This is a genomic window from Plantactinospora sp. A48 (genome assembly GCF_055793945.1).
On record NZ_JBTIXF010000075.1, the window covers coordinates 16,127 to 31,188 of the forward strand.

General features: G+C 72.9%; 11 protein-coding genes. 7 read left to right on the plus strand and 4 right to left on the minus strand.

What is annotated here, in order from left to right; genetic code table 11:
* The first annotated feature begins 8 nt into the window (after window positions 1–8).
* The 4 genes from ACXN5W_RS26670 to ACXN5W_RS26685 all read left to right on the plus strand — a co-directional run bounded on the left by ACXN5W_RS26670 (window position 9) and on the right by ACXN5W_RS26685 (window position 5,164).
* A complete protein-coding gene (locus ACXN5W_RS26670; protein ID WP_473161137.1) occupies window positions 9–1,754 on the plus strand; it encodes an ABC transporter substrate-binding protein in 1,746 nt (581 codons plus the stop codon).
* Between the two features lie 144 nt (window positions 1,755–1,898).
* The gene (locus ACXN5W_RS26675; RefSeq protein ID WP_473161138.1) at window positions 1,899–2,879 is read left to right on the plus strand and encodes an ABC transporter permease; all 981 of its coding nucleotides are present in this window, start codon (window positions 1,899–1,901) and stop codon (window positions 2,877–2,879) included.
* 73 nt (window positions 2,880–2,952) lie between these two features.
* A complete protein-coding gene (locus tag ACXN5W_RS26680; RefSeq protein ID WP_473161139.1) occupies window positions 2,953–4,074 on the plus strand; it encodes an ABC transporter ATP-binding protein in 1,122 nt (373 codons plus the stop codon).
* 13 nt (window positions 4,075–4,087) lie between these two features.
* Entirely contained in the window at window positions 4,088–5,164 is a 1,077-nt protein-coding gene (locus ACXN5W_RS26685) for an ABC transporter ATP-binding protein (RefSeq protein WP_473161140.1), read from the plus strand.
* A gap of 122 nt (window positions 5,165–5,286) precedes the next feature.
* Here ACXN5W_RS26685 and ACXN5W_RS26690 read toward each other — a convergent pair whose 3' ends face one another.
* Genes ACXN5W_RS26690 through ACXN5W_RS26705 form a run of 4 tightly spaced genes read right to left on the minus strand, consistent with a single transcriptional unit; the run spans window position 5,287 to window position 11,427 of the window.
* On the minus strand, window positions 5,287–7,650 hold the full coding sequence (locus tag ACXN5W_RS26690) for a hypothetical protein (RefSeq protein WP_473161141.1): 2,364 nt from the start codon (window positions 7,648–7,650) through the stop codon (window positions 5,287–5,289).
* Window positions 7,647–9,416 carry an ABC transporter permease subunit gene (locus tag ACXN5W_RS26695; protein WP_473161142.1) on the minus strand — a complete coding sequence of 590 codons (1,770 nt, stop codon included), beginning with the start codon at window positions 9,414–9,416 and terminating at the stop codon, window positions 7,647–7,649. The genes ACXN5W_RS26690 and ACXN5W_RS26695 overlap by 4 nt, the downstream gene beginning before the upstream one ends.
* Window positions 9,413–10,738 (minus strand): ABC transporter substrate-binding protein, encoded by a 1,326-nt coding sequence (locus ACXN5W_RS26700; protein WP_473161143.1) that lies wholly within the window; start codon window positions 10,736–10,738, stop codon window positions 9,413–9,415. The genes ACXN5W_RS26695 and ACXN5W_RS26700 overlap by 4 nt, the downstream gene beginning before the upstream one ends.
* Window positions 10,738–11,427, minus strand: coding sequence for an ATP-binding cassette domain-containing protein (locus ACXN5W_RS26705; RefSeq protein WP_473161144.1), 690 nt, complete (start codon window positions 11,425–11,427; stop codon window positions 10,738–10,740). The genes ACXN5W_RS26700 and ACXN5W_RS26705 overlap by 1 nt, the downstream gene beginning before the upstream one ends.
* A gap of 362 nt (window positions 11,428–11,789) precedes the next feature.
* On the opposite strand from ACXN5W_RS26705, the gene ACXN5W_RS26710 reads away from it, so the two are divergent.
* The 3 genes from ACXN5W_RS26710 to ACXN5W_RS26720 all read left to right on the plus strand — a co-directional run bounded on the left by ACXN5W_RS26710 (window position 11,790) and on the right by ACXN5W_RS26720 (window position 14,972).
* A complete protein-coding gene (locus tag ACXN5W_RS26710; RefSeq protein ID WP_473161145.1) occupies window positions 11,790–12,896 on the plus strand; it encodes a nucleotide disphospho-sugar-binding domain-containing protein in 1,107 nt (368 codons plus the stop codon).
* 116 nt (window positions 12,897–13,012) lie between these two features.
* On the plus strand, window positions 13,013–13,672 hold the full coding sequence (locus ACXN5W_RS26715) for a polysaccharide deacetylase family protein (protein ID WP_473161146.1): 660 nt from the start codon (window positions 13,013–13,015) through the stop codon (window positions 13,670–13,672).
* A 286-nt stretch (window positions 13,673–13,958) separates the two neighbouring features.
* Window positions 13,959–14,972: a LacI family DNA-binding transcriptional regulator gene (locus ACXN5W_RS26720; protein ID WP_473161147.1), complete on the plus strand. Its 1,014-nt coding sequence runs from the start codon at window positions 13,959–13,961 to the stop codon at window positions 14,970–14,972.
* Window positions 14,973–15,062 lie beyond the last annotated feature (90 nt).

Here is a 15,062-nt window from a genome sequence, read left to right on the forward strand (position 1 = left end):
GAGCAACTGTGAGGCGACTCAATGTGGCCGTGGCGGCCTGTGCCGCCATAGCCCTCGGGGTGGCGGGCTGTGGCAGCCCGTCCTCCAACAACAACTCGGGCAAGGACGACGGCCAGGGCAAGATCACCCAGGCCGAGAGCGCGGTCGACCCGACCGCCAAGGGGCCGGCGCCGGAGGTCCCGGGCGCGAAGAAGGGCGGGACCATCACCTCCCTCTCGGAGACGACGCCCAGCACCTTCGACCCGACGAACATCTACTACGTCGACGGTAGCGAGATCGGCAAGCTGGTCTTCCGGACGCCGACCCAGTTCGCCATCCGGAACGGCAAGCCGGTGCTGGTGCCGGACCTGACCGACCTGGGCACGCCGTCGGCCGACAAGCTGACCTGGACCTTCAAGATGCAGTCCGGGATCAAGTACGAGGACGGCACCGAGGTCAAGGTCGAGGACCTGGCCTACGCGATCAAGCGGTCCTTCGCGCACGACGTCTACTCCGACGGCCCCGCCTACCAGCTGTCGACGTTCAAGGACAGCGACACGTACAAGGGCCCGTACAAGAGCGGCGACGCCTACTCCGGCGTGGAGACCCCGGACGCCACCACCCTGGTGGTCCACCTCAAGGTGGCGTTCAACGACCTGCCGTTCTTCATGTCCTTCCCGATGTTCACGCCGATCCCCAAGGCGAAGGACACCAAGCAGGACTACGGCAACCACCCGCTGGCCACCGGCCCGTACATGTTCGACAGCTACACCCCGGGCGCGGAGCTGAAGCTCAAGAAGAACCCGAACTGGGACGCCAACACCGACGCGGTCCGGCACCAGTACCCGGAGGCCTGGGACTTCAAGTTCGCCCAGGAGCTTGTGAAGAGCCAGCAGCAGGTGCTGAACAGCAACGGCACGGACGCCAACGCTTTCCAGTACCAGAACGTCGACACCACGCTGCTGCCGCAGTTGCAGGGTGACAAGGCCAGCCAGCTGATCCGCGGGCAGAGTCCCTGCACCATCGTCATCCAGATGGACACCCGCAAGATCCCGCTGGAGGTCCGCAAGGCGATCGCCACGGCCTACCCGTTCGACCAGACGTACAAGGCCGCCGGCCTGAACGACTACAGCGCGGAGCCGGCCAGCACGATCCTGCCGCCGAGCATCCCGGGCTACAAGAAGTACGAGCCGCAGCCCGGCCTGAGCGGCAAGGGCCCCGGTGACCCCGCCGCCGCCAAGAAGATGCTGGAGGCCGCCGGCAAGGTCGGCTTCGAGCTGAAGTACTACTACGACAACACCAAGCCGATCCCGCAGCAGGTGAGCGCGATCCGGGCCGAGGCGCTGACCAAGGCCGGCTTCAAGGTCACCCCGATCGGTGTGGCCACCGCCGAGCTGCGCTCCAAGGTCGGCGACTACAAGGCCCCGGTGAACATGGACCAGTCGCCGCGGGGTTGGTGCTCCGACTGGCCGTCCGGCGGTAGCTGGATGCCGGTGCTGTTCCGCTCGCAGAGCATCGACGAGGGCCAGAGCTGGGGCATGCTCCAGGACCCGGCGCTGGACAAGAAGATCAACGACGTCGCGGGCCTCCCGGTCGAGGAGTCCACCAAGCAGTGGGCCTCCCTGGACGAGGAGATCATGAAGCAGTACCCGGTGCTGCCGCGGTACTACGACAAGATGGCCGTGCTCGTCGGCACGAACATCGGCGGCGCCGAGGGTGACGCCACCATGGGCCTGCCCTTCTTCGTCAACATGTACCTGAAGAACGGCAGCTGACGCTCCGGCTTCCAGCCGGGCAGACGTCCGATCCACGGTTGTCCGGCCGGCGCCCCACGGCGCCGGCCGGGCCACCGGCCCCATCCCCCCAGGTGCCAACCGATCCCCCCATCGGACCTTTGGACAGAAAGTGAGGAGCTGGCGGTGCTCCTGTACATCCTCCGACGGTGCGTGAGCGCGATCTCCGTGATCGTCGTGACCCTGATCGCCAGCTTCGCGCTGTTCTTCCTGGCGCCCACCGACCCGGCGGGCACCATCTGCGCCAACAAGTGCACCCCGGAACGGGTGGAGTTCATCCGCCACAGCCTCGGCCTGGACCTACCGGCCACCGAACAGATCTGGCTCTACCTCAAGGGCATCGTGGTCGGTCGGGACTTCGGCGGCGAGGGCGCCATCCTGCACTGCGCCGCGCCCTGCCTCGGCTACTCCTACACCCTGGGCCAGCCGGTGACCAAGCTGCTCGCCCAGGCGGTGCCGGTGACCGTCTCCGTGGTGCTCGGCGGCGCCGTCGTCTTCCTGCTGGTCGGCATCCTGAGCGGCACCATCGCGGCGCAACGTCGGGGTACCACGCTGGACCGGGCGGTGGTGGCCGGCACCCTCACCCTCAGCTCGGTGCCCTACTTCGTGGTGTGCCTGATGGTGGCGCTCTACGCCACCACCTTCCTGCCCAACCCCCAGTACACCTCGCTGATCCAGAATCCGTTGGCCTGGGCGAGTGGCCTGATCGCCGCGTGGCTCACCCTCGGCATCTACAACTCGGCCTCCTACACCCGGTACTCCCGCGCCTCCATGATCGAGTCGTTGGGGGAGGACTACGTGCGAACCGCCCGCGCCAAGGGCATCAGCGAGCGCCGGGTGGTCTACCGGCACGGCCTGCGCGCCGCGCTCACCCCGGTGGCCACGATCTTCGGTATCGACCTGGCCTTCCAGATGAGCGGCGCCATCTTCACCGAGCGGATCTTCGGGCTGAACGGGCTCGGCGTGCTCACCCTGAACGCGTTCGGCCAGTACGACCTGCCGGTGCTGATGGGCGGCGTGCTGATCGGCGCGACCGTGCTGGTGCTGATGAACCTGGTCGTTGACATCCTCTACACCATCCTCGACCCCCGGGTACGGCTCGGATGACGCGGCCAGCGCGCACCCAGGTATCCGCGGGAAGCGCCGGCCCGGTCCGGCGGTCAGAGCGTAAGGCGGCAGCATGAGCGACGAGACGGTGTCCCAGACCCCGGCCCCGGTGGCGCGTGGCCCGCAGACGGTGGTCCGGGGCCGGCGGGAGCAGACCGTCGGTGCGGCGGCGAGCGACGACTTCCTGCGGGTGAGCGACCTGCGGGTCACGTTCCCCACGGCTGACGGCCTGGTGCAGGCCGTGCAGGGGCTGAGCTACTCGCTGCCGTTGGGTCGCACCCTGGCGATCGTGGGCGAGTCCGGCTCCGGCAAGAGCGTGTCGAGCATGGCGATCATGGGGTTGCACGACCCGAAGAACACCCGGATCTCCGGCTCGATCAGTCTCGGTGGCACCGAGATAGTCGGGATGCGCCCCGAGCAGCTGCGCAAGCATCGTGGCTCGGTCGCCGCGATGATCTTCCAGGACCCGCAGTCGTCGCTGCACCCGTTCTTCACGGTCGGCAACCAGATCATCGAGGCGTACCGGGCCCACCACGACGTGTCCAAGAAGGTGGCCCGGGAGCGGGCCGTCGACATGCTCGGCCGGGTGGGCATCCCCAACCCGCGCCGGCGGCTCAACGACTTCCCGCACCAGTTCTCCGGCGGCATGCGGCAGCGCGCCATGATCGCCATGGCGCTGGTGAACGACCCCAAACTGCTGATCGCCGACGAGCCCACCACGGCGCTCGACGTGACGGTGCAGGCGCAGATCCTCGACCTCATCGCCGACCTGCAACGCGACTTCGGCTCCGCGGTCATCTTCGTCACCCACGACCTCGGGGTGGTGGCCGAGATCGCCGACGACGTGCTGGTGATGTACGCCGGCCGGGCCGTCGAGTACGGTCCCGCGCACAAGGTGCTCGGCACGCCGCTGCACCCGTACGCGTGGGGCCTGCTGGAGAGCATCCCCGCGCTGTCCGGCGACCCGCAGCCGCTGCACCCGATCCCCGGCTCACCGCCCAGCCTGCTCAACGTGCCGAGCGGCTGCCCGTTCCACCCGCGCTGCGAGTTCCGCAGCCGGGTGCCGGGCGGACTGTGCAAGACCGAGGTGCCCGAGCTGATCCCGCGGACCGCCGACATGTCCCGGTCGTCCCGGTGTCACCTCGACAACCCCGACCGGGTCTTCGAGACCGACGTCCTGCCCCGGCTGCCGTAAAGGACCTGCGACGATGACGACCGTCACGATTGAGGCCGGGGGATCCCGGTCCGACTCCGGCGTTCCGAAGACGCCGGGCGCCCCGCTGCTGGAACTCAGGGACCTCGTCATGCACTTCGACGTGCGGGGCGAGGGCCTGCTGCGCCGGGCGGCCAACAAGGTGCAGGCCGTCGACGGGGTGTCGTTCAGTCTGGCCGAGGGCGAGACGCTGGGCCTGGTCGGCGAGTCCGGTTGCGGCAAGTCCACCACGGCCCGGCTGATCACCCGGCTGCTCAAGCCGACCAGCGGCCAGATCCTCTACCAGGGTCACGACATCGCGAACCTGTCCGAGAAGCAGCTGCGGCCGTACCGCCAGGAGATCCAGCTGATCTTCCAGGACCCGTACTCGTCGCTGAACCCGAGGCACACCGTCGGCACCATCGTCGGCACGGCGCTGCGGACCCACAACATGGTGCCGAAGAACCGCGAGCTGGCCCGGGTGCAGGAACTGCTGGAGGTGGTCGGCCTCAACCCCGAGCACTACAACCGGTATCCGCACGAGTTCTCCGGCGGGCAGCGCCAGCGCGTCGGCATCGCCCGCGCCCTCGCCGCCCGCCCGAAGGTCATCGTCGCGGACGAGCCGGTCAGCGCGCTGGACGTCTCCATTCAGGCCCAGGTGATGAACCTGCTGGAGGAGCTACGCAAGGAGTTCAACATCGCGTTCGTCTTCATCGCCCACGACCTGGGCGTGGTCCGGCACTTCTGTGACCGGGTCGGCGTGATGTACCTCGGCAAGATGGTGGAGATCGGGCCGCGCGACGCGATCTACGAGGGGCCGCAGCACCCGTACACCCAGGCCCTGCTGTCCGCGGTGCCGGATCTGAACCTCGCCCGGGGTGCCGAACCGAAGTCCCGGATCCGGCTCGTCGGCGACGTGCCGAGCCCGATCAACCCGCCGTCCGGATGCCGGTTCCGCACCCGCTGCTGGAAGGCCGAGGAGATCTGCGCCGAGGTCGAGCCGCCGTTGGACGAGAAGGCCCCGCACCAGCGGGCGGCCTGCCACTTCGCCGAGGCCCGGCAGGTGACCGCGGAGCTGCCGCCGGCTGACTGACGACCCCCGGGCGGACCGCCCGGAAAGAACACGCACGGCGCGATCCTGGTACGCACCGCCAGGATCGCGCCGTGCGTCGTTCACGGCCTGACACCTCCGACCGTCGGGCGGAAGCCGCCCGGTCAGCGGTCGGCCGTCAGCCGGGCATCGGCGGCGGTCGAGCCGGTCCGGTCGCCGACCGCCTCGCAGACACCCGCCGCGTCAGACCACAACCGGCGGGCCTCGTCGAGGCGGTCGAGCTCCCGGGCGGCGTCACCGAGATAGAGCAGGGTACGGCCGAGCCCGGCCGTCGGTCGCCACCGTTCGCGCAGCCGGCGGCTCTCGGCCAGCAGCTCCTCGGCCAGCTCGGCCCGGCCCGGTGAGCTGATCAGCAGGCTGGCGCCGGCGTTGAGCAGCGCGGTGGCCCGGGCCGGCAGGTCGACGACCGTTTCGTACTCCCGCAGCGCCGCCTGCCAGGTCTGTGCCGCGTCGAGATGTTCACCGAGCCGGGTCTGCACCAGGATCAGGTTGGTCAGCGCGGCGGCGTACCCCCGGGACTCACCGAGGGAGCGGAACGAGTTGGCGGCGCGGACCAGGTGCCGCTGCGCCCGATCGAGGTCGTCCCGGGACAGGTGCGCGGCGCCCAGCCCCAGGTCCGTGAGGGCGTGACCGGTCCGGTCCAGCGTCGAGCGGTGCCGGCGGGAGACCTCCAGCTGCTCGATCGCCTCGTCCACCCGGCCCTGGTCGAGCAGGGCCAGCCCGAGGTTGTAGCGGGACTGGGCGCTGCCCCGGTGCCGGCGTTCCGCGACCGCCGAGTGCAGCACGTCGACCGCGCCCCGGGGGTCGCCCCGGCGGCGGCGCAGCACCCCCAGCTCGTTGTGCGCCCAGCCCGCGATCCGGGGCTCGTCACCGGCGGTCGAGGTGGCCAGCACGTCCCGGCAGACGGCCGCCCACTCGTCGAGCCGGCCGTCGTGGGCGTACCAGCCGCAGAGCGCGACCGCGAGCCGGAACCACCAGCGGCGTACCCGCCGGGGCAACGCCGGGGGAGCGCCGACCGGTCCGCTGACCACGGCCCGGAGCAGGTCGTGGTGCAGGTCGAACCAACCCGCCGGGTCGTCGGCCAGCGGCAGCAGGCCGGCCCGGTCGACCGTGGCCGAGCCGGGCAGGCTCGCGCCGTGCCGCTCGGCCCGCCGGGCCAGGTGCCGGATCAGCCGGGTGTACGCGGCCACCAGCGGCCACCCCGGTTCCGTGCCGCGCAGGTGCAACCGGGCGTACCCGGCGAGCAGCGGTCGGATCCGGTACCGGTAGCCCTCCTCGGACTCCAGGAAGGTGCCGTCGGTCAGCTCCTCGACCAGTCGGGCGGTCCGGACCGGCCGCCGGGCCGCCAGGGCCGCGATCGCCGGCAGGTCGAGCGCTCCCGGGCCGAGGGACAGCAGCCGGTACAGCCGCCGGGCGCCGGGGGAGAGCGCCGTGTAGGCGGTGTCCCACTCGGTGATCAGGGTGAGCACCGGGGAGGCCGGCACCCTCTGGTGCGGGGCCGTCTCGATCGCCCGGCGCAGCGTGGCCAGCAGGTCGGTGGCCCGCCAGCCGTGCTGGGTCGCCCGGTAGCCGAGGGCCCGGATGGCCCTTGGCTGCCGGCCGCAGAGGTCGACGATCTGCCGTACCGCGGGGTCGGCCCGCGGATCCGGCAACCGGGGACGGGCCGCGACCGGCGACTCCCCGCCGGCCGCAGCGAACAACTCCACCGCGTCGTCGACGACCGGCTCGTCGAGCCGGTGCGCCACCACCCCGGCCAGCGCGGCCAGCTCCGGTACCCCGGCCAGCAGCAGCCGGCAGGTCCGCGCGGCCGGCGGCAGCAGCAGCCGGACCTGCGCGGGATCGTCCACGTTGTCCAGCACCACCAGGATCTCGCGGCCGTCCAGGTATGCCCGGATCCCGTCGGCGGCGACCGTGAGGTCGGCCGGCCGGCCGGAGCGCGGCGGGGGCGTACCGAGGATCCGGGCCAGCGCGGTGAGCACCTGCCGGGGCGACCGGCGTCGCTCGCCGGCCCGCAGGTCGAGGTAGAAGACCCGGGCGAAGTCGTCCCGGCAGAGGTTGGCCGCCTGCACCGCGCAGGAGGAGGTGCCGACACCCCGCCGGCCGGTCACCACCACGGCGTGTTCCCGTTCGATGGCGTCGCGGATCGCGGCCACCTCGGCGGCCCGGCCGGTGAACCCGGCGGTGTACGGCAGCGTCGGCGCGCCACCCTCCGCCGACCGGACCGCGGCCCGGGGTTCGATGCCGCGCAGTCCCCGGGTGGCCCGCCGGCGCCGCACCTCGAAGGCGACCGAGGCCACCGCGCCGGCCGTGGCGACCGCGATGCTGGCCCGGCCGAACACGCTGCCGGCGATGTCCGACAGCAGGTTGCTGACCATGTTGCCGATGACGCCGCTGAGCAGCGTACCGACGGCCAGGAGCACCGGCCAGCGTGGCGGCCGGCCGTCGTCGGGCAGCTCCGGCGCGCTCACCGGCCGCTCCCGGAGACCAGACCGGTGATGATCCGCCGGCGGGCCAGCAGCACCAGCAGCACCGGCAGCACCGAGCTGAGCACCGAGGCGGCGGCCACGCCACCGCCGTGCGTCACGAACTGCCGGGTCTGGCCGTACAGCAGCAGCCCGATCGGCGGGGCGTTCGGGCTGCTGAACAGCAGCCCGAACACGAAGTCGTTCCACACCTGGACGAACTGGAGCACGGCGACGGCGACCACGGCGGGCAGGTTGGCCCGGATCAGCAGCCACAGGGTGTGCCACCACCGGCCCGCGACCCGGGCCCGGCGAACCTGGTCGGCCGGCAGGTCGGCGAAGGCGTTCCGGAGCACCAGCACCGCCAACGGCACCCCGAAGGCCACCTCGACCAGGGCCAGGCCCCGGTTGGTGCCGGAGGAGTGGGTGAGGCCGAGGACCTCGTTGATCGGACCGGCGACGATCTGCACCGGGACGATCGCGGCGAACATCAACGCGACACCGGTGAGCTGGGCCGGTGGCCCGGTCAACCAGGCCAGCGGGTACGCGGCCAGCAGCGCCACCGCGAGCACCGCCACCGTCACCACGGCGGCCAGGCCGAGCGAGGTCAGCAACGCCTGGCGCAGGTCGGGGTCGGCCAACTGATCCTGGTACGAACCCAGGGTGGGCCGGATCGACCACCAGCCTCCGGTGGCGGCGGCCAGGTTGGATCGCAGGGAGGTGGCGAGCAGCACGACCACCGGCAGCAACCAGGCCACCGTTGCCACCCCGGACACCACCCGGGACGGCCAGCGCCGGCCGTTCGGCGCCGGTTGCGCCACCGGCACCGGGCCGCGCAGGGGCGGCGGCCAGGACTGCCGGACGAACAGCGCCGCCAGCAACACTCCGGCGAGCACCGCGGCCAGCCAGATCACGCCGAGCGCGGCGCCCTGGCCGGTCGTCGTACCGAGGGAGGTCTGCCAGACCTGCACGGCCAGCACTGACGCCTCGTCCCGGACGGACCCGGGCACCATGATCAGGATGAGGTCGAAGCTGCGCGCGGTGCCCAGCGCGACCAGGGTGAACACCACGGCCACCGTGCGCAGCAGCAGCGGTCGCCACCGCGCGTCCCACAGCACGTCGCGACGGTTCCCGCCGTACGCCCGGACCACGTCGGCCAGCTCCTCGGGCAACGCGTCCAGGGCGGCCCGGAACACCAGCACCGCCAGCCCCACCCAGGCCCAGACGAAGGCGGACATCACGGCCACCGTCACCAGCCGCGGGCCCAGGAGCTGGGGCGCGTTGTCGGCCGACCGGCCGAGCAGCCGGGCGGCCACCAGCGTGACCGGGCCCCGGGTCGGGTCGGGGTCGTAGCCGAGCCGGAAGGTGACCCCCGTGACGACCAGCGGGATCGCGACCGGCGCCAGCAGGATGAGCCGCAGCAGCCGGCCGGTCTCGGACCGTCGGCTCGCCGCGGCGAGCAGGTAGCCGAGCGTGGTGACCACGGCCGGTACGACCAGGGCCCAGATCAGCGTCCGGCCGACCACGGCCCCGGCCCCCGGCTCGGCCAGCGCCGCGCGGAAGTTGCGGAGTCCGACGAGCCGGCCGTGGCCGTCGGTCACACTGGCGGACAGGATCCGGATCACCGGCCAGACCACCAGGCCGCCGAGCAGCAGCGCGGCCGGCAGCAGCAGGGCCGAGGTGCCGCCGGCCGCCGGGTAGGCGCGACCGCGTCGGGGCGGCCCGACATCGTCGAGCACGCTGATCTCGCCGAGCGGACGGAGGTCGGTCATGACCCGCCCCGGGCCCGGGCCGCGGCCGTGCCGAGCTGGGCGACGGTGCGGGCCACGGCCTCGTCCAGCGTCGCGTCGTCCCGCGGGCCCCGTGTGACGGCGCCGAAGAAGTCCTGCATGATGCGCCAGATGCCGACCCCGTCCGACCCGGTGAACGGGCCGGGCAGCCGGTCCGACAGGTCGAACCGCAGGTCGTCGGCCGCCTCGTGGATCTGCCGGGCCAGTTTCTGCCGCACGTCGGGGTACTGGCCGGGGTCCACGTTGACGTTGGCCGACAGGTAGCCGCCGGCGTTCAGCCACGGGCCGAAGTCGGCGTCGTTGACCAGCCAACGCACCAGGTCCGCGCCGGCGGCCGAGCCGCGCAGCACCACCGCCGCGTCACCGCCGACGATCAGCGGGTGGGAGCCCTCGACGCTGCCGGGGAACTGCACGTACTGGAGGGGGTCGTCAGGGGGGTTGAAGTCCCGGGCCAGCCGGGCCACGAAGTCGGCACCGGGGATCATGGCGGCCTGCCGGCGGGCGCCGACCTGGAGGACCGCCTCGTCGTACTGGGTGAGCAGGGCCCGCCGTCCGCCGCCGGGCAGGGCGCCGGGCAGGCTCCACAGTTTGGCCAGCCGGCGTAGCGCGGCGGAGACCCGCCGGTCGCGCCAGGCGTCCGGCTGGCTCACCAGGCTGTCGTAGACCTCCCGGGGCGCCTGGTCGGCCAGCACGTTCTCGAACCAGTCGGTGAGCACCCAACCGTCGGCCGCACCCATCGACAGCGGCGCCGGTCCGGCGCCCCGAGCCGCCCGCTCGCCCATGGTCGTGGTGACGCTGACCAGGTCGTCCCAGCTGGCCGGCGGCTTGTCCGGGTAGAGCAGCCGCGGCAGATACCACAGCAGGGACTTGTGGGCGACCTTGACCCAGACGCCGTACAGGGTGTCGTCGATCCGGAGCAGGTCGGCCAGGCTCGACGGGAACTGGTCGGCCAGCGAGTTGTCCAGGGGAGACAGCCAGCCCAGCCGGGCGTACTCGGTGACCAGTCCGGGGCGGGACAGGATGGCGACGTCCGGAAGGGCACCGGCGAGGTGCCGGGCGCGCAGGAACGAGTCGATGTCGTCGCCCGTGCTGATCAGATGGACCGGCCGTTGGTAACCGCCGGCCAGCACCCGGCGGAACAGGGCCAGCTCCTCGTCGCTCCAGACCACCGCCACCTGCACCGGGCGGGACCGTCCGGAACAGCCGCTGGCACCGGCCAGGGTTCCGACGCCGGTCGCGGCACCGGCCACTCCGGCCGCGGTCGCCCGCAGCAGGGCTCGCCGGGTCGGCCCGCGCGACGGCATCACCGGCCGGCCGGCGGGGAGTCGGCGGGGACCGGTGTGGCCCCGCCGTCCGGGTTCGGGCCGGGTGCCGGCGGCTCCGGCCGCACCCGCACGGTGATCAGCTCCGTGGCCTCGCCGTGCAGCGCCGGATCATTCGTCATCACCAGCGTCGCGATTCCGGCCGAGGCGGGCGGCGTGACCCGGTCCAGCAGGCCGCCGAGTCGGTCGATGCCGTCGGTCGGCCGCGGCAGGTCCACGACCAGCACCTCGGGCAGCCCGGCCGCGGCCCGGGCGAGGGCCACCCGGAACCGTTGCGCGTCGTTCAGCTGGTGCGGCAGCAGGCGCAGGCTCGGTCCGAGTTCGAGCCGCTTGATCACCGTCTGGGTCCATTCGTCGGCGACCGCGTACACGCGCTGCCGCCGGCGCTGCCCGTAGGAGATGTTGTGCTCGACCGAAAGGTGGGGCAACAGGGCCCCGCCGGCCGGCAGGTAGCCGATCTGCCGCCGTGGCGGGGGCAGGCGGGTGACGTCCCGGCGGCCCACCCTGATCCGGCCGGCGGCGGGCGCGGCCAGCCCCACCACGACCCGGGCCAGAGCGGTGCCGAGCGGTGCCGGAGCCGAGACGGCGACCAGGGTGCCCGGATCCACGGTGACGGTCACCGGGGCGGCGGCAGAGGTGGCGACCAGCGCGTCCAGGTGTAGCGTGATCATCACCTCCAGTGGCGAGCGCGATATTAACAACCTCGGTCAATCGCGAGCAATCATCCAAAATGGATCCGCTCTCTACTGTGGATCCCCGATGGCCCCTTCGGCCGGGCGTACCGCCCGTCCGGCCCTGCCGGGGTCCGCTGCCCGGCCCGCCGGACGCCGCCGGCCGGGTCGCGACCCGCTGCCCGGTCCGCCCGGTGAAACCGCGCGGACCGGGCCCCCGGAAACTGGAACGCCGACCCGGTCCCCGGAGGTTGTCCCGGGCACGACGGGCCTTCCGGCCGCGCGCCGTGCCGGGGCCGCCCACGGCGGTCCGGCGGGAAACCGGGGCCGTGCCGTGGCCGCCCGCGCCGTACGCTCGACAGGTGCGTGTCCTGGTTGTCGCCGCGCCGTTGCTCGGTCATGTCCTACCCCTTGTCCCGCTGGCCCGCGCCGTGCGATCCGCCGGGCACGAGGTGCTGGTCGCCACCGCCGCCGAGGCCCTGGCGGTGGGCCGGTCCGGACTACCGGTCCGGGACGTCGCGTCCGACTTCGACTTCGGGCGGATCGCCCGCGGGATCATGCTGCGGCACCCGCTCATCGCCCGCGCCGAGCTGGCGGGTACGGCCGGGACGCGCGGGGTGGCGCCGCTGTTCGGCGCGGTCAACGACCAGCTCGCCGACGGACTCGTGGCGACGGTCGGGCAGTGGCGTCCCGACCTGGTGTTGCACGAGCCGTTGGCGGTGGCCGGTGCGCTGGCCGCCGCCCGGCACCGCGTTCCGGCGGTCCGGGTGGAGAACTCCCTGTTCGACGGCGCCGAACTGGTCCGGGTCACCTCGGCCCGGCTCGGGACCGCGCTTCGCCGGCACGGTCTGGCCGAACTGCCACCCCCGGCGGCCGCCGTGGCGGTGGCCCCGCCGAGCCTGCTCCACCAGGAGGGCTGGCCGATGCGGTACGAGCCGTACGGTGGCGAGGCGGACCTGCCGGAATGGCTGGGCCGGCCGAGCGACCGGCCACGGCTGCTGGTCAGCCGCAGCACGGTCAACGGCCCCGGATCGACCGGGTTGATGCGGGCGGTGGTCACCGCCGCGACCGACCTAGACGCCGAGGTGGTCCTGGTCCGGCCGGACCGCTGGGCCACCCGGACGGCGTTGCCGGCCAACGTCCGCGTGGTCGACTGGATCCCACTGGCCGCGGCGCTGCCGGCGAGCACCGCCATCGTGCATCACGGCGGTGCGGGCAGTTGCCTCGCGGCGCTCGCCACCGGGATCCCACAGCTCGCGGTGACCGGGCCCGGCGACCGGCGGCACAACGCCGGGCTGGTCGCCGCTCGTGGTGCGGGCCTGGCCGCTCCGGTCGGCCGGATCACCCCGGACCTGTTGCGTCGGCTGCTCACCGACCCGGCCCTGCGGGCCGCAGCCCAGGAGGTCGCCGCCGAGATCGCCGGGATGCCGGCACCGGCGGCGGTGGCCGACCGCCTGCTGACCCGGTAGACGGCCGTCCGGCCCGCCGGCCCGCCGGTGACCAGTCCGTCCGTGTGGGGTTGATTGATGGCTGTCTGTCTGCTGGCCCGGTAGATTCGGCCTCGGGAGAGCAGACGGGAGGCTCGATGGATCACGGTCCGCTGGTGCCCACGGTCACCGCGCTGGGCGAGCTGGGTCATCCACCCGACCGGGTGGCGCTCACCTATGACGACGGGCCCTGTCCACCCTGGACGGACCAGCTGCTCGACCTGCTGGAAAAGACGGGCACGCCGGCCACGTTCTTCGTGCTCGGGTCGCTGATCGGTGGACGGGAGGACCTGCTGCGGCGGATGGTCCGGTTGGGCTGTGCGGTCGAGGTACACGGCTGGGAACACGTCCGGATGACCGACCAGTCCGCGTCGCGGCGACGGCGGGACGTCGAGCGCACCCGACAGTTGATCACCGACGTGACCGGATACCGGCCGCGGCTGGTCCGACCGCCGGAGGGCCATGCCGACCAGGCGGTGCTCGACGACATCCGGTCGATGGATCTGGTGCCGGCGTTCTGGACCGTGCACGCGACCGACTGGACCCGACCGGGCACGGCGGAGATCGTGGCGCGGATCTCACCGGGCCTGGTCGATGGCGCGGTGGTGCTGCTGCACGACGGGGGTGGCGACCGCGACCAGACGGTCGCGGCCACCGGGCCGATCATCGCGACACTGCGCGAACGGGGACTGACCCCGGTCACCATGGCCGCGACCGGACCCGCCGCGCCCCGCGCGACCCAGTCGGCCAGCCGGTGAGCCGGTCCGGCCCGTGACGCCTCCCCGGCGGTGACGCCCGCTCGGGCCGCCACGTCGGTCCGGGCAGCGAAGCCGCTCCGGGTGGAGAAGCCAACCGGACCGTGCCGCCGGTCCGACTGCACGGCCCGGACGCCGGTCGGATGAGCGTGCCGTGGAACACGGCCGGGTGGCTGTGCGGCGGATCATGGACCATGCTCTGCGAGAATCGGCTCGGTGCCGCTGCGGCGCACCGGCTACGCGGGCCTGCGCGTGCCGCACCGGGGGTGGATCGGCGGTTAGGAGCGCGATGAACATCGGGGAGATCGCCCGGCGGGCCGGAGTGTCCCGCAGCACGGTGTCCTATGTCCTGAGCGGCAAGCGACCGGTGTCGGAGGCAACCCGCCAACGGATCCAGGCCGTCATCGACGAGGTGGACTACCGGCCCAACGCGAGCGCCCGGGCGTTGAAGGAGGGCCGCACCCGGACCCTGGGCCTGGTCATCCCACCCGCCCGGCAGCAGTTGACGTACTCGCAACTCGGCTTCGTGGCCAGCGTGGTCGAGGCCGCCGCGCAGGTCGATCTCGACGTGCTGCTGTCACCCTCCGGCGGCGACCACGAGCGGTCGTTCGAGCGGATCGCCACCGGCCGCCGGGTCGACGGCCTGGTGCTGATGGAGATCCGGCTGGACGACGACCGGGTCACCCGGCTGCAGCGGGCCGGACTGCCGTTCGTGACCATCGGCCGGACCGCCGACGTTCGCGGGATGAGCTGGGTGGACGTGGACTTCACCCAGACCGTCGCCGACTGCGTCCGGCATCTGGCGGACCTGGGCCACCGGCACCTGGCGCTGGTGAACCGGTCGACGGACCTGGTCGCCGCCGGCTACGGACCGGCCCGCCGGGCCCAGGACGGCTTCGCCGCGGCCGCCCGGGAGCGCGGCCTGACCGGCGTCGAGATCTGCTGCGGGGACGACATCTCCGCGGGCGAGGCGTGCATCCTGGAGCTGCGCGCGACGCATCCCGAGGTCACCGGCGTGGTCACCATCAACGAGGCGGCGCTGCCCGGCATGCAGCGGGCGCTGGCCGCCGGTGGCCTGGTCGTACCGCGCGACTTCTCCGTCGCCGGTGTCGTCGCCCGGCACTGGGCCGAGGACTTCCGGCCGGCGTTGACCGCCGCGGACGTACCGATGCTCGAAATGGGCGCCGCGGCCGTGTCGCTGCTGGTCGAGCGGATCGCGGATCCCACCGTGATACCCCGGCACCGCCTCTACCACCCGCCGATCTCGCTGCGCGCCAGCACCGGGCCCGCGCCCGCGGCCTGACCCCGCGGCCCGGGGAGGGGAGAGGGAGGCGGGGGGGGGGCAGGACGAACGAGATAACGGAGCGTACGAGGGAAGCCACAGCACATGAAC